Source organism: Amnibacterium soli (genome assembly GCF_039544415.1).
GTDB classification, from domain to species: domain Bacteria; phylum Actinomycetota; class Actinomycetes; order Actinomycetales; family Microbacteriaceae; genus Amnibacterium; species Amnibacterium soli.
The window spans coordinates 361,719-383,116 of the sequence record NZ_BAABLP010000002.1; the positions used below are offsets into that span (position 1 = coordinate 361,719).

Here is a 21,398-nt window from a genome sequence, read left to right on the forward strand (position 1 = left end):
CAGTCAGGCGACGCGCTGCAGGCGCGGGTAGTCCGGCAGCGCGAACTCGTCCGCGGGCGGCGCGAACAGGCGGCCGATCGCGGCGCGGACCGGCGGGGTGCCGGCTGCCCGCAGCACGGTGCGGAGCAGTGCGAGGCCCGGGCGGCTGCGCGGGTTGGCGAGCTGCGGGGTGCCGGGAGGCAGGTCCTGCCCGCGCTCGACGTAGGGCCGCATCCGGCGCTCGTACGCCGCGAACGCCGCCCGGTGGTCGTCGCTCGAAGCGAGCTCCCCCGCGAGCACGTACGCCCCGACGAGGCCGAGGCTCGTGCCCATGCCGCTGACCGGGGAGGCGCACCAGGCGGCGTCGCCGGTCAGGGCGATGCGGCCGGACGACCAGCGCGGGGCCTTCACCTGGCCGATCGACTCGAAGTAGAGGTCGCCGGCGTCGTCCAGCGCCGCGAGGATCCGCTCCGACTCCCACCCGGCGCCCGCGAACCGACGCCGCAGGTGCGCCCGCTGCTCCGCCGCCGACCGCGTCGAGGCGCCGCGGCGCTCGGCGGCCGGATGCTCGCCCCGGTCGTCCGTCGTCTCCGTCAGCAGCGCGCGCATCGTGCCGTGCCGGTCCGGACGCAGGTTCGCGCTGCCGCCGCCCGCCGCGGGGTACCAGCGCCACCAGTCGTCGTCGGCCGCCGTGCGCGGCACGGTGAGGTAGCTCATCTCGAGCCCGAGGGAGCGGATGCGGACGTCGTCGAAGGCGAGCGCGCGGGTGGAGGAGCGGAGCCCGTCGGCCGCCACGACCAGGTCGAACCGCCGCGGGGCGCCGTGCTCGAACTCGACCGCCACACCGTCGGCGTCCTCGTGCATCGCCGCGACCCGGTCGCCGTGCACGATCTCGACGTCGGCCTGCACGGCGTCGAGGAGGATCCGCGCGAGGTCCCCGCGCAGCACCTCCATCCCCGCGGTCGGCCCGTCCGTCTCGGAGCCCGTCACGGGGAACTCGGCGAGCGACGAGTCGTCCGCGGAGACGAAGCGGGTGCCCCGCTCCCCCGTGGTCGCTGCCGCGACCGCGTCCTCCAGCCCCGCGCGCCGCAGCACCTCGCGGGCGACGCCGCGGACGTCGATGTTCTGCCCGCCGCTGCGGAACGCGGGCGCCCGCTCGACGATCGTCGCGCGGATGCCGGCGCGGTGCAGCCAGAACGCCAGCGACGGTCCGGCGATGCTCGCACCGGTGATCAGGACGTGGGTCGGCGGCACGGCACGCCCTTCCGCTCGGAGGCGCCCACCCTCGCACAGCCGCTCCGCCCGCCCCCGAGAGCACGGGGCGGGGCGCCCGCCGCCGCGCACCCCCTCCTACACTCCGCGGGTGCCGCCGTTGAAAGCCCTGGTCCCCGCCGTCCTGACGGCCGCGGTGCTCTGGGTCGGGATCGGCGCCCTGAGCATCGCCGCACGGCCGCTGCCGCGCACGCCCTCGGTGCTCGCGGGCCTGGTCCTGCCGACGACGCTGCCGAACGCCGCGTGGTTCGCCCCCGGCGGCGGGGCGCTCGGCCTCGCGCTGCTCGCGGGCGCGCTGTACGCCGGGGTGCTGGCGCTCCTGCTGCGGCTCGTGCTCCGCGACGGCGAGCACCGCTTCGTCCCCGCCTGGTTCGCCGTCCTCGTCGCCGGCTTCATCGGCACCGGCGCGGTCGCCGCGGCGCTCGTGCTGCCGGAGGTCGGCTCCTCCGGCGCGGGCTACACCGCGAGCAGCATCGTGCAGAACGCGGCGCCGGCCGGCCTCTGGGGCCTCCTCTACGGGTGGCTCCCCGCGCTGCTGCTCGCGCGATCCCGGTCGACGGCGCCCGTCGACCGACGCGGTGCCCGCATCCTGCCCGCCGCGGTCCTCGCCGTCGCCGCGGGGGCGGTGCTGCTCCTCGTCGCGGCACCGCTGGTGCGGCAGCCGGTGACGCCGGAGGCGCCTCCCGCTGCGACCCCGTCCCCCGCGCCGACGGCCTACGGCTGGGACCGCATCGCGCCGTCGCCCGTCGCGAGCCCGGCGGGCACCTGCGCACCGAGCGACGTGACGCTGTCGCTCGGGACGGGCGACGCGGCGACGGGCCACCGCGCGCTGCCCGTGTCGGTGACCAACACGGGCGACGCCGCCTGCGTGCTCGACGGCTACCCCGACGTCGTGTTCGACGACGCCGCCGGGAACGCGATGGACGTGCTCGTCGTCCAGGGCGGTTCGTTCATGGCGCAGGACGCGGGCGCACGGCGGGTCCGGCTGGCACCCGGCGACGCCGCCGTCGCGACGCTCGGCTGGAACGCGCAGAGCGCCGCCGGCGAGCAGCGCGCCGGCCGCGTGTACGTCTCCGTCCGGCAGGGCGATCCGCGGATCGCCCTGCCGGCGGACCTCGACGTGAAGGACGGCGGCTCCGTCTCCCTCACCGCCTGGGCGCGCCCGGGCGGTGCGGGCTGACCGGCTGCGGTCAGGCGCTGAGGCGCGGGTAGTCCGTGTAGCCCTCCGCGCCCGGCGTGTAGAACAGCTCGGGCCGCGGCGCGTTCTCGGGCGCCGAGACGCGCCAGCGCTCGACCAGGTCGGGGTTGACGATGACCGCGCGGCCGACGGCCACGGCGTCGGCGTGCGCGTGCTCGAGCAGCGCGAGCGCCTCGTCCCGGTCGGTGTGGGTGCTGAAACCCGTGTTCACGATGAAGCCCCCGCCGAAGCGCTCCCGCAGGTCCTGCACCAGCGCGACCGTCGGGTCCTTGTGCAGCACGCTCAGGTACGCGAGCCCGAGCGGCACGAGGCCGTCGAGCAGCGCCTCGTAGGTGCGCCGGGTCTCCGCCTCGTCGGACTCGAGCACGCCCTGGATGTTGTGAGCGGGCGAGATCCGGATGCCCACGCGGCCGCCGCCGATCTCCGCGGCGACCGCCTCCGCGACCTCGATCACGAAGCGCGCCCGCGCCTCGGCGGACCCGCCCCAGCGGTCGGTGCGCACGTTCGACGCCGGTGACAGGAACTGGTGCAGCAGGTACCCGTTGGCGCCGTGCAGCTCGACGCCGTCGAAGCCGGCGCGCACCGCACGGGTGGCGGCCTCGACGAACTCGTCCCGCACGATCGCCAGCTCCTCCGCGCTCAGCGCCGCGGGCGTGACGTGGGTCTTCTTGCCGTGCTGCGTGTGCACCTCGCCCTCGATGGCGACGGCGCTCGGGGCGAGCGTGCGACCGGTGTCGGTGAGGTCCGGGTGCGAGACGCGGCCCGCGTGCATCAGCTGCATGGCGATCGTGCCGCCCTCGGCGTGCACGCGCTCGGCGACGCGGCGCCAGCCCGCCTCCTGCTCGTCGTTCACGATGCCGGGCTGCCCGAAGTAGCCGCGGGAGTCCTGTCCGGGGTAGACGCCCTCGGAGATGATCAGGCCGACGGAGGCGCGCTGCGCGTAGTACTCGGCGACGAGCTCGCCGGGTACGCCGTCCGCACCGGAGCGGACGCGGGTCAGGGGCGCCATCACCACCCGGTTCGCGAGGTGCAGGTCGCCGAGCTCGGTCGGGGTGAAGAGGTCCAAGGAGTTCCTTCCGCGGGGCGCGCGAGGAAGCGCCCCGGCTGAGGTCAACGACGGCGGTGCCCAGGGATTCCCGGGCACCGCCGGCTCGTCAGTAGCGGGCGCCCACCACGGCGGCGCCGAGGCCGTCGAGCTCCCGCAGCGCCTCGTCGTCGAGCGTCACGTCGAGCGCGGCCACGTTCTGCTCGAGCCACTTGACGCGCTTCGTGCCGGGGATCGGCGCGACGGGCACGCCCAGCCGCTCCCCCTGCGCCGACACCCATGCCAGCGCGACCTGCGCCGGCTCGACGCCGAGCCGCTGCGCGGTGCGGCGCACGGCGTCGACGATCGCCTCGTTCGCGTCGCCCGCCTCGCCGACGAACCGCGGGCTCTTCGCGCGGAAGTCCTTCGCGTCGAGGGAGGAGCGGTCCACCGTGCCCGTGAGGAAACCGCGGCCGAGCGGCGAGTACGGCACGAAGCCGACCCCGAGCTCCGCCATCGCCGGCACGATCGCCTCCACGTCGCGGGTCCACAGCGAGTACTCGCTCTGCACCGCGGTGATCGGGTGCACGGCGTGCGCGCGGCGCAGCAGCGACTCGTCGACCTCGCTGAGGCCGAGATGCCGGACCTTGCCCTCCTGGACCAGCTCGGCCATCGCGCCGACGGTCTCCTCGATCTCCGCGGTCTGCGCGGGGCGGTGCAGGTAGTACAGGTCGATCGTCTCGATGCCGAGGCGCAGCAGCGAGGACTCCGCCTGCCGCTTCACGTAGTCGTGCTCGCCGCGGATCACGCGGTTGGCGTCGCCGGCGCTGCGGTCGATGCCGAACTTCGTCGCGATCTGGAACTCGTCGCGGCGTCCCGCGACGCCGCGCCCGACGAGCACCTCGTTGTGGCCGTCGCCGTAGACGTTCGCCGTGTCGAGGAACGTCACGCCGAGCTCGAGCGCCCGGCGGATCGTCGCGATGGACTGGTCCCAGTCGCCCGGGCCGTACCACTCGCTCATCCCCATGCAGCCGAGGCCCTGCGCGGAGACGTCGAGGCCTCCGAGATCGATGCGGTCCATGTGCGCCGTCCTTCCCCGCCCGCGGTCGCAGTCAGCGGCCGGAGGGGCGTCCGGTGGGCGAGGCTAGGTCGGCGCCGGTGCGAGCCCGCTGCATCGCTGACGACTCCCTGGGAACCGCGCACGCCTCCGCCTCCTCCGCGCCCTCGGGGGCGTGGATGGAGGCATGCACTCCGAGACCGAACCCGAGCTGCTGCTCGAGCACCACCTGGGCGACGTGCCGACGGTCGCCGCCGACGGGCGCGAGACCGTGATCCACGCGGGTCGCGTCAGCACGACGGGCGGCTTCGACGTGCCCGGCGAGTTCGACCTGCCGCCCGAGGAGCCGGTCGTGCTCGTCGGCGAGGTCCCGTGGGAGCTGCGCGACGCCGAGTGAGTCCTGCTCTTCGTCCCGTAGGCATCCGAGTCCTAGGGAACGAGGGATCAGTAGGCGTCGCCGGTCCGCCAGGCCATCTCCTGCAGCAGCAGGCCGTTGCCGTCGGGGTCGTTGAACCCGGCGTACCGCACGCCGCCGCCGACGTCGGTGATGCCGCCGACCTGCACGCCGCGGCCGAGCAGGTCCGTGCGCACCGCCTCGATGTCCTCGACGACGAGGTGCAGGTCCGCCGCCGGGCTCGCCGCGTCGTAGACGGGGATGCCGGAGCCGAACCCGATCGAGCAGGCGGAGGCGGGCGGCGTCACCTGCACGACGCGGACGCCGGGCGCGGGCCGCACGTCGACGTCGCCGTGCCAGCCGAGCGTGTCGACGTAGAACGCCTTCGCCCGGTCCACGTCGGCGACGGGGATCACCACCAGCTCGAGCTTCATCCGCGCTGCATTCATGTCCATCGGTTCTCCGTCCCTCGGGGCCTGCACCGGTACGACGAACGACGACGCCGGATGAGGACACCGTCCCACGCGACCTCCGCCTCCGGGAGAATGGAGGGACCGACACGAAGGAGACCCCGTGGCCACCCCCTCGGATCAGCCCGGCTGGCGCCCCGACCCCGAGCAGCCCGGCATGGTGCGCTGGTGGAACGGCCTCGACTGGTCGGACACCCGCCGCCGCGCGGACGACGACGTCGCGAAGGTGCGGGAGGCGGCCGAGGACGCCGCCCGCAGCAGCACGATCAGCCCGCAGCAGGTCGCGAAGACGACCGGCGCTCCGAAGAACGCGTTGAAGGCCGCGTCGGACGCGGTGGTCAGCCCGGCCCTCGCCCTGTCGAACCCCTTCGCCGCCGCGGCCCTCGCGGTCGGCATCATCGCCGTGCTGTTCGGCGCCCTCGGCGTGCTGCCGGCGATCGGGCTCGTCATCTCGGTCCTCGGTCTCGTCCGCAGCCGCCGACTCGCGCGCGACGGCCGGAAGGACACCGGCTTCGGCCGCTCGATCGCGGGGCTCGTGCTCTCGCTCATCGGGCTGGTCCGCTGGCTGCCGTTCATCGCCGCGCTGCTGCCGCAGGACCTGCGCGGCTGAGGCCTCCGCCTCGCATCGGCGGCGGCCCCGCGGGCTCGCTAGCCTCGCCTCCGTGTTCAGCCTGGTGCAGCTCCGCGTGTTCACCGCGGCGGCCCGCGTCGGCTCGTTCACCGCGGCCGCCGGCGAGCTGCACATGGCGCAGCCGTCGGTCAGCGAGTTCATCCGGCGCCTCGAGGACGAGTACGGCACCCGCCTCTTCGTCCGCGGCGGCCGCCGCCTCGTGCTCACGGAGGCGGGCGAGGCGCTGCTGCCGGTCGCGCTGAAGGTGACGGCCACGGCCGACGAGGCCGACCGCACCCTGCGCGCCGTCACCGCGCTCGAGGGCGGCACCGCCTCCTTCGGCCTGCTGCGCAACGCGAAGTACTACCGGCTCGAGGAGCTGCTCGCGCAGTTCCACGCCCGCTACCCCTCGGTGCGCCTCCGGATCGTCGGCCTCAACTCGGTCGAGGTCGCGAGCGCCGTGACGGACGGCGAGCTGGAGGCGGGCCTCGTCGTGCTGCCGATCGACGCCGACGGCCTGGCGGTCACCCCGCTCAGCCGCGACGAGGTCGTCTACGCCTCCGCCGACCCGTCCCACGTCGAGCACCCGCCGACCATCGAGGAGATCGGCGCCCGCCAGCTGGTGCTCTACGACGCCCACTACGGCTGGCGTGACCCGACCCGACGGCAGCTGCTCGAGCGGGCGTCGCTCGCCGGGGTGCACCTCGACGCGGTCGTCGACGTGGAGCAGGTGGAGTCCGCGCTCGCGCTCGCCGCCGCGGGGATCGGCGACACGTTCCTCTCCCGCGCGGTCGCGGAGAGCGGCGCGTGCCCGCCGGAGCTGCGGTTCGCGCCGTTCGCCGAGCCGCTCTACGACACCATCGCGCTCGTGCAGCGGGAGGGCGCCGTGCTCTCCCCCGCCACCGCGGAGCTGGTCAGGCTCGCCCTGCGGATGCTGCAGCGGCCGGCGTGACCCCGTCGAGCGCGGCGATGCGGATCGTCGCCGTCGCCTCGTGCGCGGCCATGCCCTCGGAGGCGGAGATCACCTGCACCGCGTCGGCCAGCTCGTGCGTCGCGGACCGCTCGATGCGCTGGTAGGTCAGCGGCTTCAGGAACCGCGAGACCGACAGGCCCGCGCTGTGCTTCGCGCCGCCCGCGGTCGGCAGCACGTGGTTCGTGCCCGCCATGCCCTTGTCGGAGTAGGCCACGGTGCTCCACGGCCCGAGGAACAGCGAGCCGTAGTTCGTGAGCCGGCGGTGGTACCAGTCGTCGTCGGTCGTGATGACCTCGAGGTGCTCGGGCGCCAGGTCGTCCATCAGCGCGGCAGCGGTCTCGCGGTCGTCCGCGACGAGCACCGACCCGAAGTCGCGCCAGGCGGGCCCGGCCACCCACGCGGTCGGCAGGGTCTCGAGCTGCCGGTCCACCGCGGCGACCACGGCGTCCGCGAGCGCGGCGGAGGTGGTGACGAGCGCGGCGGGCGACTGCGGCCCGTGCTCGGCCTGCCCGAGCAGGTCGGCGGCGACCACCTCCGGGTCCGCGGACTCGTCGGCGATCACGGCGACCTCGCTGGGGCCGGCGAGCAGGTCGATCGCGACCCGGCCGAACAGCTGCCGCTTCGCCTCCGCGACGAACGCGTTGCCCGCGCCGACGAGCATGTCGATGGGGCCGTCGCCGACGAGGCCGAAGGACATCGCGGCGAGCGCCTGCACGCCGCCGAGCACGAACACCCGGTCGACGCCCGAGCAGGCGGCCGCGTAGACGACGGCGTCGTTCGCGCCGCCGCCCGGCTGCGGCGGCGTGCAGGCCACGACCTCCGGCACGCCCGCGGTCTTCGCGACGCCGACGGTCATGAACGCGCTGGCCGTCAGCGGGAAGCGGCCGGCGGGCAGGTACGCGCCGACGCGGCCGACCGGCACGTACTTCACGCCGGTGACGAGCCCGGGCACCGGCTCGGTGCTGAAGTCGACGAGGTGCGAGCGCGCCTCCGCCGCGAACGCTCGGGTGCGATCGGCGCCGAGCTCGATCGCGGCGCGCAGGTCGGCGGGCAGCCGGTCGCCGCTGGAGGCGATCGCCGCGGCGTCGAGCTCGACGTCGCCGCCCTCCCAGTGGTCCAGCTGCTTCGCGTACTCGAGCACCGCGTCCATGCCCCGGTCCTCGATGTCGCGCAGCATCCGTGTGACCGTCGCGGCGACGGCCGGGTCCTGCTGGGCGGCGGGGGCGTCGACGCCGGGCGCCTTCACGACGCGGTAGCGGCCGTCGAGGCGGGCGAGGACGGAGGGGGTGGAGCGCATGACCAGCAGCCTGCGGTCCGCGCGGCACCCGCGGTAGGGCCGATCCCTGCCACGAGCCATAGGCCGCGCCTTCGGCATCGCGGGACGGCACCGGCGGCCCAAGGCGCGGCCTATGGCTGCTGTCGCCGGTTGCCGCTTGTCCGCGTGGCATGCCGGTCCTACCGTCGCCCCCAGTTCCTGAACGCCCGTCCTGCCCGACGCCGATGGAAGGCCTCCATGACCACGACCTCCTCCGGTGAGACCACCGCCCTGCATCGCGAGCTGAAGGTGACGGACGCCGCGGCGTTCTCCATCGGCCTGATCGGGCCCGTCGGGGTGATGGCGCTGCTCGGCGTCGGCGCCGCGGGGATCCTCGGCCGCGGCGCGACCTGGGCGTTCGTCTTCGCGCTCGTCGCCGTGTCGCTCGTCGCGTACGGGTTCGTGAAGCTGTCGCGCCACATCGCGCACACCGGCTCCGTCTACGCGACGGTCGGCATCACGCTCGGCGCCCGCGCCGGCTTCGTCGCCGGCTGGATGCTGTTCCTCGCCTACTTCACCATCGGCGCCGGATCGACGATCGAGATCGGGCTGTTCCTCGAGCAGCTGCTGCAGGACCTGGGCCTGTCGTTCTCGCCGGACTGGCTGATCGTCGCGATCGTGGCCCTCGCGGTCGTGCTGCTCGTCAGCCGCAGCGAGGTGCACGTCATCACCCGCGTGCTGCTCTACGCCGAGCTGATCGGCGCGGCGCTCGTCACGATCCTCAACCTGATCGTGCTGTTCCGACTCGGCACCGGGTCCGCGCCGGGCGGCCGCGGCCTGAGCCTCGACTTCCTCCAGCTGCCAGCCGGCACCGACATCACGACCATCGGCGGGGCGGCGGTGTTCGGCTTCCTCGCGTTCGCCGGCTTCGAGGGCGCGGCGACGCTCGGCGAGGAGACGAGCGACCCCAAGCGAGACATCCCGAAGGCGCTGAAGATCGCGGTCGCGGTCGTCGGCGCGTTCTACCTGCTCTCGATCGTCGCCCAGACGCTGGGTTACGGCACGAGCGACGCCGACGTCAAGCGTCTCACCAGCGCCGCCGCGCCCTACGGCGACCTCGGCCGCGCCTACGTCGGGCCGTGGCTCGCGGACCTGCTCACCGTCTTCGCGGTAGTCAGCCTCTTCGCGATCTCGATCGGCACCCTCTCCGGCGCCTCCCGCGTGCTCTTCGCCCTCGGCCGCGGCGCCGGCTTGCAGGGCGGCGTCGCCAAGGTGAACGCGAAGGGCGCGCCGGTCACCGCGCTGCTCGTCAGCGGCGGCCTCGCCGCGGTCTGCATGGTGATCGAGCGGCTGACGAACGCGAGCGTGCTCGACGCCACCTACTGGGTGCTCACGATCGGCACGATCGGCCTGCTGATCGCCTACGTGCTCGCCACGGTCGGTGCGATCCGGTTCCTGTTCTTCGTCGGCCGCACGGGGACGCCGAAGTGGCAGATCGTGGTGCCGATCCTGGCGATCGTGCTGCTCGCGTACACGCTGTACAAGAACGCGGTCGGCCTCGAGCCGCCCTACAGCTGGTTCCCGTACCTCGTCGCCGTGTGGCTGATCATCGGCGTCGTGATCTCGTTCCGGAGGGGGCTCAAGGAGCAGGTGCAGGCCGACCTCGAGAGCTCCGACCCCGCGACGGTCGTGCCGTGACCCGCGTCACCGCCGTGCAGCTCGCCCCGGTCGTCGGGGACCTGGCCGGCAACGCGGACCGGGCGCTGCAGGCGCTCGCCGCTGCGGTCGCCGCCGGTGCGGAGCTCGTCGTGCTGCCCGAGCTCACCACCTCCGGGTACGTCTTCGAGAGCCCGGAGGAGGCGGCATCGCTCGGCCTCGCCCCCGACGACGCGGTCTTCGCGCGCTTCGCCGCCGCGGCGGGCGACGCCGTGGTGGTCGTCGGCTTCGCGGAGACCGGCGACGACGGCCGGCTGTACAACAGCGCCGCGCTGCTCGACGCCTCCGGGGTCCGGGCCGTGTACCGGAAGGTGCACCTGTGGGACCGGGAGAAGCTGTTCTTCCGACCCGGCGACGCGCGTCCGCCGGTCGTGGAGACCCGCCTCGGCCGCATCGCCGTGATGATCTGCTTCGACATGGAGTTCCCGGAGTGGCCGCGCATCGCCGCCCTCGCCGGCGCCGACCTGCTCGCGGTGCCCACGAACTGGCCGCTCGTGCCGGTGCCCGAGGGCGAGCGCGCGCCGGAGGTGCAGATCGCGATCGCGACGGCGCGGATGAACAGGATGGCGATCGTCTGCGCCGACCGGGTCGGCCTCGAGCGCGGCGTCGACTGGACGGGCGGCACCTCGATCGTGAGCGCCGAGGGCGCGCTGGTGGCGGCCGTGGGGCCGACCGCGGGCACCGCGTCCGCGGACCTCGACCTGCTCGACAGCCGGGACAAGCGGCAGGCGGAGCACGTCGACCTGCTCGGCGACCGCCGCCCGGATCTGTACGGCCCGCTCGTCGGCGGCGCCTAGGAGCCCGACGCCTCCTGCGACTGGATCGCGGCCTCGAGCCGGTCGAGCTTGCCGGTGATCTCGCCCGTGTGCCCGGGGCGGATGTCGCCCTTCAGCACGAGTGAGACGCGGGGGCCGTACGCGCCGACCGCTTCCACGGCCTGGCGGACGACCTCCATCACCTCGGCCCACTCCCCCTCGATCTCGGTGAACATCGAGCTCGTGCGGTTCGGCAGCCCCGAGTCCCGCACGACCTTGACGGCGGCGGCGACGGCGTCGTGCACCGACCCGTCCGTGCCTTCGCCTCCGCTGGGTGCGACCGAGAACGCGATGAGCATGACTGCCTCCTGATGTCGGGCACCAGCGTGCCACCCGCCGCATGAGCAATGTCGCCGGGCACCCATCCGCCGTTCACCTGGGCGGTCGACGCTGCCTCCATGTCGATGGCCGAACCCTTCATGCCCCACCCCGAGCAGCCGGACACCGCGTTCGACGGCCACGAGGACGCGCCGGTGCCGGAGGAGCACGGCGAGCCCGCGGAGGCGAACGAGACGCTCACGAGCGCCGGCGAGGCCGCAGCAGAGCGCGCCGCGGACTGACGCCGGGCTTCCCCTCCCCGGCCGCGCGGAGCAGAGTGCCCCCATGACCGCGCCGCAGCAGTCGCCGGAGGAGGTCCCGCGCCTCGACGCCCTCCGCCGCGCGCTCTACCGGCCGGACGCCACGGACGCCGACCGGCAGCGGTACGCCGCGGAGCAGCAGGCGGTGCGGCCGCCCGACCCGGAGGCGACGACCGCTGCGGCTCCGGCGGCGCCGGTCCCCCGGCGCTGGCGACTCGGGCTGACGGTGCTCGCCGTGGTCCTCGCGGCCGCGGGCGGGATCCTGGTCGGTCAGCGCTTCGCCCAGCCGCTCCAGCAGACAGCCCGGCCCACTGCGGCGCCGGTCCTGCAGCAGGACGTCCAGGACGGAGCGCGGTACGCGGTCGACACGGCCGGCGTCTCCGGCCCGCGGTCGGTGGCCACGACCGTGCGCGGCACCGCGGTGATCGGGCAGCGGTTCGAGGGCCGGGGCTCCGCGGTCGTGCCCGTCGACCTGCTGCCCGGCACCTTCGACGGCGGCCGCGCGATGGTCGTGCTCACCGCCGCGCGGTCGGCACCGACCGAGTGGCGCGCCCTGCGCCTGCTCACGCGCAACGACTTCTCCTCCTTCCCCGTCGTGATGGCGCACGGCACCGCCGATCCGGGCACGCTCGTCGCCACCCCGTCGACGTTCGTCTTCCCCGGGGCGCCGCCCGCGCGCATCGCGGTGGAGGCGCCGGACGACGTCCGCTGGACCCTCGTCGTCGCCGCCAGCCCGCAGATCGCGGACCAGCTGCACTGATCCCTTGCCGTGCGGGCCGTCGCCTGCTTCGGTGGGCGGTGGACCGAGGGAGGCCCCGTGCGGAAGTACATCGTGTCGGTGATCGCGACGGTCGACGGCTTCTTCGAGGGGCCGGGCAAGGACGTCATGGCGATGCCGTTCGACGACGGCTTCAGCCGCTACAACGCGGAGCTGCTCCGCGACGCGGCAGCCGTGGTGCACGGCAGCCGCTGGTTCGACGGCGGCGCCTACTGGACGCGGGTGCAGGGGGACGAGTCGGAGCCCGCGATCGAGCGCGAGATCGCCCGCCTCAACGTGGACCTGGAGCGCCTCGTGATCTCCGACTCGCTGCGACCCGACCCCGCCTGGCCCTGGGCCGCCCGAACCCGCATCGTGCCGGTCGCGCAGGGGCCGGAGGAGGTGGCGCGCCTCAAGCAGGGCGACGGAGGCACGATCGTGAGCTTCGGCAGCGCCACCACCTGGAACGCGCTGCTCGCGGCCGGGCTCGTCGACGAGCTGCACGTGATGATCGGCCCGGCGCTCCTCGGCGACGGCACGAAGCTCTGGTCCGGCCCTCGCCGCCCCCTGCGACTCCTGGACGTGCGGCGGCTCGAGGACTCGCAGCTGGTGCGCCTCCGCTACGACGCCTCCGGAGCCTGAGCGCCCGGCGCGCCCGGACTGGGGATGGAAGCCCCGGTCGGAGCGCCAATAGCGTGGCGGCACCCGCCCGCCGACCCGGAGCAGCCATGGCCGACATCCGCCACTTCCCGTTCTCGAAGCACCTCCGCTCGAATCCCACGAGCTACGTGATCCACACCCGCAAGGGCCGCCCCGCCCACCGCGGACCGGGCATCGCGTTCTTCTTCCGCCCGCTGAACGCGGCGATCAGCGAGGTGCCCATCGCGGAGGCGGAGCTGTCGATGCTCTTCCGCGCCCGGACGGTCGACTTCCAGGAGGTGTCCGTGCAGGCCACGGTCACCTACCGCTTCGGGGACCCCGCGGTCGCGGCGCAGCGCATCGACTTCTCCATCGACCCGTACCGCGGCCAGTGGATCGGCAAGCCGCTGGAGCAGGTCGGCACCCGCATCACCGAGCTCGCTCAGCAGTACGCCGTCGAGCACATCTCCACGGTGCCGCTGGTCGACCTGCTCAGCTCCGGCATCCCGGTGGTCCGCAACGTGACCGCCGCCGGCCTCGCGGCCGACACCCGCCTCGCCGAGACCTCCGTGCTCGTGATCGCCGTCCGCATCGTCGGCATCCGGCCGCAGCCGGACCTCGAGAAGGCGCTCGAGACCCCGGTCCGCGAGCGGGTCCAGCAGCAGGCGGACGCCGCCAGCTACGAGCGCCGCGCCATGGCGGTCGAGCGGGAGCGGACGATCGCGGAGAACGAGCTGCAGTCGAAGATCGAGCTCGCGACGCGCGAGCAGCACCTCGTGCAGCAGGAGGGCGCGAACGCCCAGCGCCGGGCCACGGAGGAGGCGGCGACCGCGCGGATTGCCGCGACCTCGGCCGCCGAGCGCGACCGTATCCGCAGCGAGGCCGAGGCGGCGCGCACCCGCGAGCTGGGCGCCGCGCGCGCCGAGGCCGAGACCGCGCGCCTCGCCTCCTACGCCGGCATGGACCCCGCCCTGCTGACCTCGCTCGCGTTCAGCGCGCTGGCGGAGCACCTGCCGAGCATCGGGACGCTGAACCTGACGCCCGACGTGCTGACCCAGGCGCTGACGAAGCTCGGCCAGCCGGCCGCTCCCGCGAAGGACTGAGCCCGTGGCGCTCGCGCCGAGGATCGTGATCGTCCACCGCAGGTCCGAGCTCGACGAGCTGGTCGACCGGCACGCCACGTACGGCCAGGCGGAGTTCTTCCTGCGCTCGCGCGGCCGGTCGATCGCGGACGTGCAGGCGAGGCACGACGCCGTGGAGGCGGCCCTCACCGCGGTGACCGACGCCGTGCCGGACGGGTTCCGCCGCGCCTCGGTCGAGCGCGACGAGCTCGACCGGTACCTGTTCGCCCCGGAGGACGTGATCGTCGCGGTCGGCCAGGACGGCCTGGTCGCGAACGTCGCGAAGTACCTGCGGGGGCAGCCCGTGCTCGGCATCGACCCGGAGCCGGGCATCAACGCCGGCGTCCTCGTCCCCTTCTCCCCCGCGGAGGCGCGCGCGCAGATGCTCGCGATCGCCCGCGGCACCGCGGCGGTCGAGGAGCGCACGATGGTGCAGGCGCGGCTGGACGACGGGCAGTCGCTGATCGCGCTGAACGATGTGTACGTGGGCAGCCCAGGTCACCAGTCGTCGCGGTGGACGCTCGCCGACGGCGCGCGCGGTGAGGAGCGGCAGTCGTGCTCCGGCCTCATCGCCGGCACGGGCACCGGCAGCACGGGCTGGATCTCCTCCATCGCCTCCGACCGGCACCTCGCGGATCGGCTGCCGGCGGCCGGCTCGGACGACGTCGCGTGGTTCGTCCGCGAGGCGTGGCCGTCGCGCGCCACGGGCACCGCGCTGAGCTGGGGCGTCGCGACGGCCGAGCGCCCGCTCGCGCTCACCGCGCAGTCCGACCTGCTGGTCGCGTTCGGCGACGGCATCGAGCGCGACCGGCTCTCCATCGGGTTCGGGCAGCGCGTCACGATCGCCCCCGCGTCCACCCGCCTTCGCCTGGTCGCGCGAGCGCGCTGACGACGCTCAGTCGCGCCGGTCGGCGTCGAGCCCTCGGACCGTCTTCGTCTGCGGCAGCCCGCAGCGCGCGCACTCGCGGCGCAGCACCACGTCGATGCGGTCGGGCAGGTCGCGGCCCTCGTCGACCTCGCCGTAGAGGTGGATCCGTCGCTCCTCGAGGATCTGCCACCGCGTCCACCGGTGCCGGTGCCGGTCCGACACCGTGCGGGTGTCCGCAGGCACGACCTCGCCCTCGCGCGGCGTCGAGCCGCTGGACACCGCGGTGACGATCGCGAAGACGACCAGCGCGACGATGCCGAGCGCTCCCAGGACCTCGAGCAGCGGCAGCATCGGCCCAGTGGACCAGTTCCCGCCGAACGGCGCCAGTGTGCGCCGGACGCTCAGACCGCGAAGGACCGCGGCTCCACCGCGAGCGCCTGCAGGCGGGACTCCGTCTCCGCGTCCGCCGGCACGTGCACGACGAGCCGCAGGCCGTGGCGGGGCTGCAGCCAGGTGCTCACGACGTCGAACCGGAGGCGGCCGACGATCGGGCTGATGTAGACCTTGTGCCCGACCCGCGGCTCGACCACGTCGTGCCGCTTCCACAGCTCGCGGAACCGCGGCGACGCCTCGCTGAGCCGCGCCACGAGCTCGTCGCGGCGTCCCGCCTCCGGCTCGCTGCCGCCCTGCGCCCGCAGCTGCGCCGCCATCCGCGCCGTCACCGCTTCCCAGTCGGGCATCGCGGCCCGCCAGGCGACGTCGGTGAAGGCGAGCCACATCGTGTTCCGTCGCTCCGCGGGGACGGCGTCGAGGTCGGTCACCATCCGCCCGAACGCCGCGTTGTGCGCCAGCACGTCGTACCGGGCGTTCTGCACGTACGCCGGCGCGGGACCGAGGCGCTCGAGCAGCCGCAGCACCGCGCCGTCGAGCGGAGCCGGCGCCGGCTGCGCGCTCGCACCGAAGCCGCCGAGCTCGAGCAGATGGTTCCGCTCGTCCTGGTCGAGCCGCAGGGCGCGGGCGATCGCTGTCAGCACCTGCTCGGAGGCACGGATGTCACGCCCCTGCTCGAGCCAGGTCAGCCACGTCACGCCCACCCCGGCGAGCTGCGCGACCTCCTCCCGCCGCAGGCCCGGTGTCCGCCGCCTGCCGCCGGCGGGCAGCCCGACGTCCTCGGGCGTCACCACGGCTCGGCGCGAGCGCAGGAACTCCCCCAGCTCGCCTCGACGATCGCTCATCCGGGCAGTCTGCTCTCCGCGCACCGATCGAGCCAGGTGCTGCCGGTACCAGGATGCAGCGGCTCCTGGTACCGGGATCGCCACGGCCGGACAGTGGCCGCATGACCTCGACGCTCCGCGGCGACCTGCGGCAGGAGGAGGCGGCGCTCGGGCGCCTCGGACTCCTCGTGCTGCTCGTCGGCCCGTTCCTCGCCAACCTCGACTTCTTCATCTCCAACGTCGCGCTGCCGAGCATCGCGCGCGACCTCGGCGCCTCGCCCGCCGCGCTCGAGCTGATCGCGGAAGGCTACGGCGTCGCCTACGCGCTGCTGCTCGTGCCCGGCGGTCGCCTCGGCGACCGCTTCGGCCGGCGGCGGCTCTTCGGCATCGGCCTCGCCGCCTTCACGATCACCTCGCTGCTCGCCGGCGTCGCGCCGACGACCGGCCTGCTCGTCGCCGCACGCTTCCTGCAGGGGGCCGCCGCTGCGCAGCTCGCGCCGCAGGTGCTGGCGACCGTGCAGACGGTCCTCACCGGCCCCGCGCGCGCTCGCGCGGTGAGCCGGTACGCGGTCGCGGGCGGGCTGTCGGCGGTCGCCGGCCAGCTCGTCGGCGGGCTGCTCATCCAGCTCGACCTGCTCGGCCTGGGCTGGCGTGCGGTGTTCCTCGTGAACGTGCCGTTCGGCCTCGCGGCGCTGCTGCTCCTCCGCCGCACCGTGCCCGAGACCCGTGCGACGGGAGCGGCCGGGCTCGACCCGCTCGGGATCGTGCTGCTCGGCGTCGCCCTGGTGGGACTGCTCGTGCCGCTGACGGAGGGCCCCTCGCTCGGCTGGCCGGTGTGGTGCCTGGTGCTGCTCGCCGCGGTCGTGCCGGCTGTCGTGCTGCTCGTCGTCGCGGAGCGCCGGGCGGAGGCGCGGGGCCGGCTGCCGCTGCTGCCGCCGTCCCTGCTGCGGGTCCCGTCGATGCGCCGCGGGCTCCCCGTCCTGATGGTCTTCTTCGTCGCGGTCGGCGCCTTCCTGTTCGGCTTCGCGCTGACGAGCCAGTACGTGCTCGGGCTCACGCCGTTCGCGTCGGGCCTCGCGATCACCCCGGTGACCGTCGCCTACGTGGCCACCTCGTTCGCGGTGCCGGGGCTGCTGCGCCGGTTCGGGCGGGGCGTGCTCGTCGCGGCCGGGCTCGTGCAGGGCTCGGGCTTCGCGTCGATCGCGGTCGCGCTGCTGCTCGACCTGCACCGGCCGTCCCCGCCCCTGCTGCTCGTCGCCCTGCTGCTGGGCGGCATAGGGCAGGCGGCGGGCGTCGGCGCGCTGTTCCGCATCGTGCTGTCCGGCGTACCCGGTGCCCTCGCGGGGGTCGGCGGCGGGGTCATGGTCACCGCGCAGCAGACCGCGATGGCGCTCGGCGTCGCCCTGCTCGGCTCGCTGTTCAGCGCGCTGCTACCGGTCGACCCGGCGCTCGCGATCGGCGTGCTCGGCGCGGCGCTCGTCGTGACGCAGCTGCTCACGGCGGCCGCCGCGCGCCTGCTGCCCCGGCTCGAGGGCTGACGACGACGGGCCGCGCTCCTCATGAGGAGCGCGGCCCGTCGGAGGCGGCGGGAGGGGTGCTGCGTCCCCCTCCCGCCCGTCGATCAGCGGTTCGTCTTGACCGTCTGCACCGCGGCCGTCAGGTCGCCCTGGGCCGCACTGCCCCAGGCGTAGACGATCGTGTCGGTGTACTTCTTGACCTTCACGTCGACCGGGCCGATGACCGGCTTCTTCGTGCCCGCCAGCGCCACCGCGACGGAGTAGGTGCCCGCCTTGATGTCCGCCTTCGACTGGTGCGGGTTCTTGAGGTGCTTCATCGCGACCTTCCCGTTCACCAGGATGTCGACCGCCGGTGCCGCGGCGATGTGGCGCACGATCACGCGACCGTCGCCCTTCGGCGTCTTCTTGATCGTGTTCAGGTACAGCGTCGCGGTCGGCTTGCCCTTCGCGGTGAGGTGCGCCGCCACGGTGTAGCTGCGCGCCGCGACGAACTTCAGCTTGGCCGGCCCGATGATCGGCTTCTTGTCGTTCTTCGCGGTGGCCTTCGTGATCGACACCGTGTACGTGCCGGCCTTGACGCTCAGGGGGCCGGCGAGGGTGCCGGGCTTGAAGTCGTTCAGGATCCGCTTGTGGTTCAGGTACACGTCGACGACCGTGTTCGGCACGGCGTGGAGCACCGACACCTCGGCGGTGCGGCCCGGGAAGCGGTGGGTCGCGGCCTCCGCCGGCGCGGCCATCCCGGCGGTGAGCAGTGCGGCGACGGCGACGCCTGCGAACAGTGCTTTGCGCACTTCGGACTCCTTCAGGTCAGCGGGTCCGGGTCGGACCCGTCACCATCACTACGGCGCGATCGGGCCCTGCGGATGCGCCTTTTCCTGGCAACAGGCTGGGAGCACCCGTGTCGACGGCCGGAGCAGCGCCCTCCTCCGCTGAAGGACCGCTGCCCGCGCTCCGCCTCCGGCGACCTGCTGCACCAGGATCGGCGGGTGGAAGTGCAGCTGACCCGCGCAGGTCGGCCTCCCTTCGCCACCCGCCCGGTGCTCACGGCGGCCGGCGTGCTGCTCGTCCTGCTCCTCGCGAGCGCCTCGGCCTACGGCTGGGAGCGCGACGAGCTCTACTTCCGGATGCTGCCGCCCGCCTGGGCCTACCCGGACCAGCCGGCGCTGACGCCCCTGCTCGTGCACGGCATCACCGGGCTCGTCGACTCGCCCGTCGCGATCCGAGTGGTCGCGGCGCTGATCGCCGCCGCCGCGGTGCCGCTCTGCGCGCTGATCCCGCGGGAGGCGGGAGGCGGCGTCCTCGCGCAGACCGTCGCGGCGTGGGGGTGCGGCTTCGGTGCGTTCTCCCTGGTCCTCGGCCACTCCTTCCTCACCGGGACCATCGACCTGCTGGTCTGGCCTGCGGTGGTGCTCGCGGCGATGCGGGCCGTCCTCCGGCAGGACGGGCGCTGGTGGCTCCTCGCCGGCGCGGTCGCCGGGCTGGGGCTGTCGAACAAGCTGCTGGTCACGTTCCTGCTCGTCGGCATCGCCGTCGGGCTCGCCGTGATCGGGCCCCGGTCCTGGTACCGCTCCGGCTGGCTGTGGGGCGGGGTGGCGCTGGTCGTCGGGCTCGGCGCTCCGCAGCTCGTCTACCAGCTGACGAACGGGCTGCCGCAGGTGCGGATGGGCGCCGCCCTCGGGGCGGGCCGCGGACCGCTCGACCTGCTGCTCGTCGTCCCCTTCCTCGTCGTCCTGATCAGCCCGGTCGCGGTCCCGGCCTGGATCGCCGGGCTGCTGGCGCCGTTCCGCCGCCCGGAGCTGCGTTCCCTCCGCTTCCTCCCGATCGCCTTCGCGGTGGTCGTCGCGATCTCGGTCGTCGGCGGCGGGCAGCCCTACTGGCCGTTCGGGGCGCTGATCTGCGTCTTCGCGCTCGGCTGCGTCCCCGTCGAGACGTGGGCGACGACGCTGCAGCGCCGCGGTTTCGTCACCGCGCAGATCCGGTGGGGCGCCGTCGTCTCGGCCGTCATCAGCCTGCCGGTCCTGCCCCTCCCCGTGCTCGCCCTCACCCCGATCCCCGCGATCAACCGGGCGGTGGACGACCAGATCGGCTGGCCCGAGCTCGCCGCGCAGGTCGACCGCGCGGGCGAAACGCATCCGGAGGCGGTCGTGCTCGCGGCGAACTACGGGGAGGCGGGCGCCGTCTCGCGGTTCTCGCGGCGGTTCGGCGACCGCGTCGTCAGCGGCCACAACGGGCTCGCCGACCTGCCCACCCCGGTGGCGCACTCGACGACGGTGATCGCCGTCGGAGCCCAGCCCGCACGGGTCCGCGCCGTACTCACCTCCTGCCGCGTGGTCGACCGGGTCGAGAACGACGCCGGCATCGACACCGCGGAGCGCGGCGCGCTCATCGCGGTCTGCGCCTACCCGGACGGCTCGATCCCCGCCCTCGTGGCGCGTGCCCGCCACCTCGGCTGAGCGCTCACGGTCGCATCGGGGACACTGCTGCGATGGCCGGGCCGCAGGATCGCGAGGCGACCGAGCGCCTCGACGCCCTGCGCCGCGGCCTCTACCGCCCCGGCTCGACGGAGGCGGACCTGCGGCAGTACCTCGCGGAGCGGGAGGCGGTCGCGCCCGAGGCGCCGGTCGACGAGCCTGCCCCGCCGGCGCAGCCGCGGCCGCGGCGCCGCTGGCTCCTCGCCGTGGGCGCCGGGCTGGCGGTCGTGCTCGGCGTCGCGCTGGTCGTGGCGCTCGGCGAGCGGGCGCCGACCCGGGTGGTCGCGACACCGACGGCACGAGCCACGACCGCCGCGGACCCGATCCTGATCGGGGTCGGCGACGGCCAGACGCTCGCCGTGCTGCCGGGCTCGGTGCTGCGGTCGACGCCCACCGCGACCTCGGTGCGCGGCCGACCGGTCGTGGGGCGGCTCGTCGAGGGTCGCGGCAACGCCGTCTTCGCGGTCGGCGCGCCGGACTCCCGGCGCGGCGGCAGCGCCGTCGTGGTGATCTCGTCGAACGCGCGCGTCCCGGTCGCATGGCGCGCGCTGTCGCGCCTGCCCATCGGGCGGGCGTTCTCCGAGCCGATGGTGCTCGCGCGCGGCGTCTCCGCGGAGCCGTCGGGCACCTCCGCGCCCCAGACCTTCGAATACCGGGCCGAGCTCCCGCCTTCTCGGGTCGCGGTCGCCGCGCCTCCCGGCAGCCGCTGGTCGCTGCTGATCGGCGTCGCGACCGAGGACCAGACGCTGCACTGACGCCGCCTCGCGCCTACCCGCGCTCCGGATCCGCCTCGAGCGCGAGCCGCTGCGCCTCCTCCACGGCCGAGCGGAAGTCGCGGGCCAGCCCGTCGAGCAGCAGCAGCGTCGCGGCGGCGTGCGCCCGCTCGGAGTAGGTGCCCTGGTCGGCGACCCGGTCGAGCACCGTCCGGGCCGGCTCGCCGACCGCGACGAGCACCTCGCTGAGAGTGCGCCAGCACTCCCGGTTCCGGCGCCCGAGCTCGGTCGCGAGGTCCTCCGCCAGCGCGGTGCGCTCCGCCACCGGCGTCAGCACCACCGCCGCGCGCCAGGCGGCGCGGGCCACTCCGTCCTCCTCATCGTGCAGCAGAGCGGGCGTCAGCGCCGGCCGCGCCCGCGGATCGCCGACCTTCGACAGCGTGTGCAGCGCCTGGCTGCGCGCCTGCGGGAACGGCGACGCCAGCTCCTCCACCAGCCGCGGCACCGTCAGATCCGCGGGCAGCCGCGTGAGCGCCCAGGTCAGCATGTCCCGCACGAAGAAGTCCGGCTCGACCCCGCAGCGCTCGACGAGCACCTCGACCGACGCCGGGTCGCGGCGCGTGCCGGCGTCGAGCGCCGCGCGCAGCCGGGCCGACCCGTCCGCTGAGCGGAGGCGGAGAGCGAGCTCGTCAGCGCTCACGACCGAACGCCTCGTGCCTCCTGCTCGACCCGATCCGTCACCACTCCATCGTGCCCC

Annotated in this window: 24 protein-coding genes; 14 read left to right on the forward strand and 10 right to left on the reverse strand. The window is 74.7% G+C overall.

What is annotated here, in order from left to right; genetic code table 11:
* Positions 1–3: 3 nt before the first annotated feature.
* A complete protein-coding gene (locus ABEA53_RS05755; RefSeq protein ID WP_345480069.1) occupies positions 4–1,233 on the reverse strand; it encodes an FAD-dependent monooxygenase in 1,230 nt (409 codons plus the stop codon).
* 109 nt (positions 1,234–1,342) lie between these two features.
* Here ABEA53_RS05755 and ABEA53_RS05760 point away from each other — a divergent pair, with 109 nt between their 5' ends.
* Positions 1,343–2,431, forward strand: coding sequence for a DUF4232 domain-containing protein (locus tag ABEA53_RS05760; protein ID WP_345480070.1), 1,089 nt, complete (start codon positions 1,343–1,345; stop codon positions 2,429–2,431).
* Between the two features lie 10 nt (positions 2,432–2,441).
* Here the strand turns inward: ABEA53_RS05760 and ABEA53_RS05765 are convergent, their stop codons facing one another.
* Positions 2,442–3,515, reverse strand: a complete 1,074-nt coding sequence (locus tag ABEA53_RS05765; protein WP_345480071.1) for an alkene reductase — start codon at positions 3,513–3,515, stop codon at positions 2,442–2,444.
* 88 nt (positions 3,516–3,603) lie between these two features.
* A complete protein-coding gene (locus tag ABEA53_RS05770) occupies positions 3,604–4,554 on the reverse strand; it encodes an aldo/keto reductase (RefSeq protein WP_345480072.1) in 951 nt (316 codons plus the stop codon).
* 163 nt (positions 4,555–4,717) lie between these two features.
* On the opposite strand from ABEA53_RS05770, the gene ABEA53_RS05775 reads away from it, so the two are divergent.
* Complete coding sequence (locus ABEA53_RS05775) at positions 4,718–4,927, forward strand: hypothetical protein (protein ID WP_345480073.1); 210 nt, start codon at positions 4,718–4,720, stop codon at positions 4,925–4,927.
* Positions 4,928–4,974: 47 nt separating this feature from the next.
* Here the strand turns inward: ABEA53_RS05775 and ABEA53_RS05780 are convergent, their stop codons facing one another.
* A complete protein-coding gene (locus ABEA53_RS05780) occupies positions 4,975–5,379 on the reverse strand; it encodes a VOC family protein (RefSeq protein ID WP_345480074.1) in 405 nt (134 codons plus the stop codon).
* A gap of 118 nt (positions 5,380–5,497) precedes the next feature.
* On the opposite strand from ABEA53_RS05780, the gene ABEA53_RS05785 reads away from it, so the two are divergent.
* Together ABEA53_RS05785 and ABEA53_RS05790 are read left to right on the forward strand one after the other, a co-directional pair.
* Positions 5,498–6,004 (forward strand): DUF2510 domain-containing protein, encoded by a 507-nt coding sequence (locus tag ABEA53_RS05785; protein ID WP_345480075.1) that lies wholly within the window; start codon positions 5,498–5,500, stop codon positions 6,002–6,004.
* 52 nt (positions 6,005–6,056) lie between these two features.
* The gene (locus ABEA53_RS05790) at positions 6,057–6,956 is read left to right on the forward strand and encodes a LysR family transcriptional regulator (RefSeq protein WP_345480076.1); all 900 of its coding nucleotides are present in this window, start codon (positions 6,057–6,059) and stop codon (positions 6,954–6,956) included.
* Here ABEA53_RS05790 and hisD read toward each other — a convergent pair.
* Positions 6,919–8,274 (reverse strand): histidinol dehydrogenase, encoded by a 1,356-nt coding sequence (gene hisD / locus ABEA53_RS05795; RefSeq protein ID WP_345480077.1) that lies wholly within the window; start codon positions 8,272–8,274, stop codon positions 6,919–6,921. The genes ABEA53_RS05790 and hisD overlap by 38 nt on opposite strands.
* Before the next feature lie 216 nt (positions 8,275–8,490).
* Here hisD and ABEA53_RS05800 point away from each other — a divergent pair, with 216 nt between their 5' ends.
* The gene (locus ABEA53_RS05800; RefSeq protein WP_345480078.1) at positions 8,491–9,930 is read left to right on the forward strand and encodes an APC family permease; all 1,440 of its coding nucleotides are present in this window, start codon (positions 8,491–8,493) and stop codon (positions 9,928–9,930) included.
* Positions 9,927–10,745, forward strand: coding sequence for a nitrilase-related carbon-nitrogen hydrolase (locus ABEA53_RS05805; RefSeq protein WP_345480080.1), 819 nt, complete (start codon positions 9,927–9,929; stop codon positions 10,743–10,745). The genes ABEA53_RS05800 and ABEA53_RS05805 overlap by 4 nt, the downstream gene beginning before the upstream one ends.
* Here ABEA53_RS05805 and ABEA53_RS05810 read toward each other — a convergent pair.
* Entirely contained in the window at positions 10,742–11,062 is a 321-nt protein-coding gene (locus tag ABEA53_RS05810; protein WP_345480081.1) for a thiamine-binding protein, read from the reverse strand. The genes ABEA53_RS05805 and ABEA53_RS05810 overlap by 4 nt on opposite strands.
* Before the next feature lie 99 nt (positions 11,063–11,161).
* On the opposite strand from ABEA53_RS05810, the gene ABEA53_RS05815 reads away from it, so the two are divergent.
* From ABEA53_RS05815 to ABEA53_RS05835, 5 genes are all read left to right on the forward strand, one after another.
* A complete protein-coding gene (locus ABEA53_RS05815) occupies positions 11,162–11,323 on the forward strand; it encodes a hypothetical protein (RefSeq protein WP_345480082.1) in 162 nt (53 codons plus the stop codon).
* Positions 11,324–11,366: 43 nt separating this feature from the next.
* On the forward strand, positions 11,367–12,101 hold the full coding sequence (locus ABEA53_RS05820) for a hypothetical protein (protein WP_345480083.1): 735 nt from the start codon (positions 11,367–11,369) through the stop codon (positions 12,099–12,101).
* A 57-nt stretch (positions 12,102–12,158) separates the two neighbouring features.
* Positions 12,159–12,740, forward strand: coding sequence for a dihydrofolate reductase family protein (locus ABEA53_RS05825; RefSeq protein WP_345480084.1), 582 nt, complete (start codon positions 12,159–12,161; stop codon positions 12,738–12,740).
* An 86-nt stretch (positions 12,741–12,826) separates the two neighbouring features.
* Positions 12,827–13,840: an SPFH domain-containing protein gene (locus ABEA53_RS05830; RefSeq protein ID WP_345480085.1), complete on the forward strand. Its 1,014-nt coding sequence runs from the start codon at positions 12,827–12,829 to the stop codon at positions 13,838–13,840.
* Positions 13,841–13,844: 4 nt separating this feature from the next.
* Complete coding sequence (locus ABEA53_RS05835) at positions 13,845–14,747, forward strand: NAD(+)/NADH kinase (RefSeq protein ID WP_345480086.1); 903 nt, start codon at positions 13,845–13,847, stop codon at positions 14,745–14,747.
* A 6-nt stretch (positions 14,748–14,753) separates the two neighbouring features.
* Here the strand turns inward: ABEA53_RS05835 and ABEA53_RS05840 are convergent, their stop codons facing one another.
* A complete protein-coding gene (locus tag ABEA53_RS05840; RefSeq protein ID WP_345480087.1) occupies positions 14,754–15,077 on the reverse strand; it encodes a hypothetical protein in 324 nt (107 codons plus the stop codon).
* A 50-nt stretch (positions 15,078–15,127) separates the two neighbouring features.
* Positions 15,128–15,961, reverse strand: a complete 834-nt coding sequence (locus ABEA53_RS05845; RefSeq protein WP_345480088.1) for a helix-turn-helix transcriptional regulator — start codon at positions 15,959–15,961, stop codon at positions 15,128–15,130.
* Between the two features lie 101 nt (positions 15,962–16,062).
* Between ABEA53_RS05845 and ABEA53_RS05850 the strand changes: the two genes are divergently transcribed.
* Positions 16,063–17,478 carry an MFS transporter gene (locus tag ABEA53_RS05850; RefSeq protein ID WP_345480089.1) on the forward strand — a complete coding sequence of 472 codons (1,416 nt, stop codon included), beginning with the start codon at positions 16,063–16,065 and terminating at the stop codon, positions 17,476–17,478.
* A gap of 83 nt (positions 17,479–17,561) precedes the next feature.
* Here ABEA53_RS05850 and ABEA53_RS05855 read toward each other — a convergent pair whose 3' ends face one another.
* The gene (locus ABEA53_RS05855; RefSeq protein ID WP_345480090.1) at positions 17,562–18,248 is read right to left on the reverse strand and encodes a DUF4397 domain-containing protein; all 687 of its coding nucleotides are present in this window, start codon (positions 18,246–18,248) and stop codon (positions 17,562–17,564) included.
* A 195-nt stretch (positions 18,249–18,443) separates the two neighbouring features.
* Between ABEA53_RS05855 and ABEA53_RS05860 the strand changes: the two genes are divergently transcribed.
* Complete coding sequence (locus ABEA53_RS05860; protein ID WP_345480091.1) at positions 18,444–19,910, forward strand: glycosyltransferase family 39 protein; 1,467 nt, start codon at positions 18,444–18,446, stop codon at positions 19,908–19,910.
* 32 nt (positions 19,911–19,942) lie between these two features.
* Positions 19,943–20,683 carry a hypothetical protein gene (locus tag ABEA53_RS05865; protein WP_345480092.1) on the forward strand — a complete coding sequence of 247 codons (741 nt, stop codon included), beginning with the start codon at positions 19,943–19,945 and terminating at the stop codon, positions 20,681–20,683.
* 13 nt (positions 20,684–20,696) lie between these two features.
* Here ABEA53_RS05865 and ABEA53_RS05870 read toward each other — a convergent pair whose 3' ends face one another.
* Complete coding sequence (locus ABEA53_RS05870) at positions 20,697–21,341, reverse strand: HEAT repeat domain-containing protein (protein WP_345480093.1); 645 nt, start codon at positions 21,339–21,341, stop codon at positions 20,697–20,699.
* Positions 21,342–21,398: the final 57 nt, after the last annotated feature.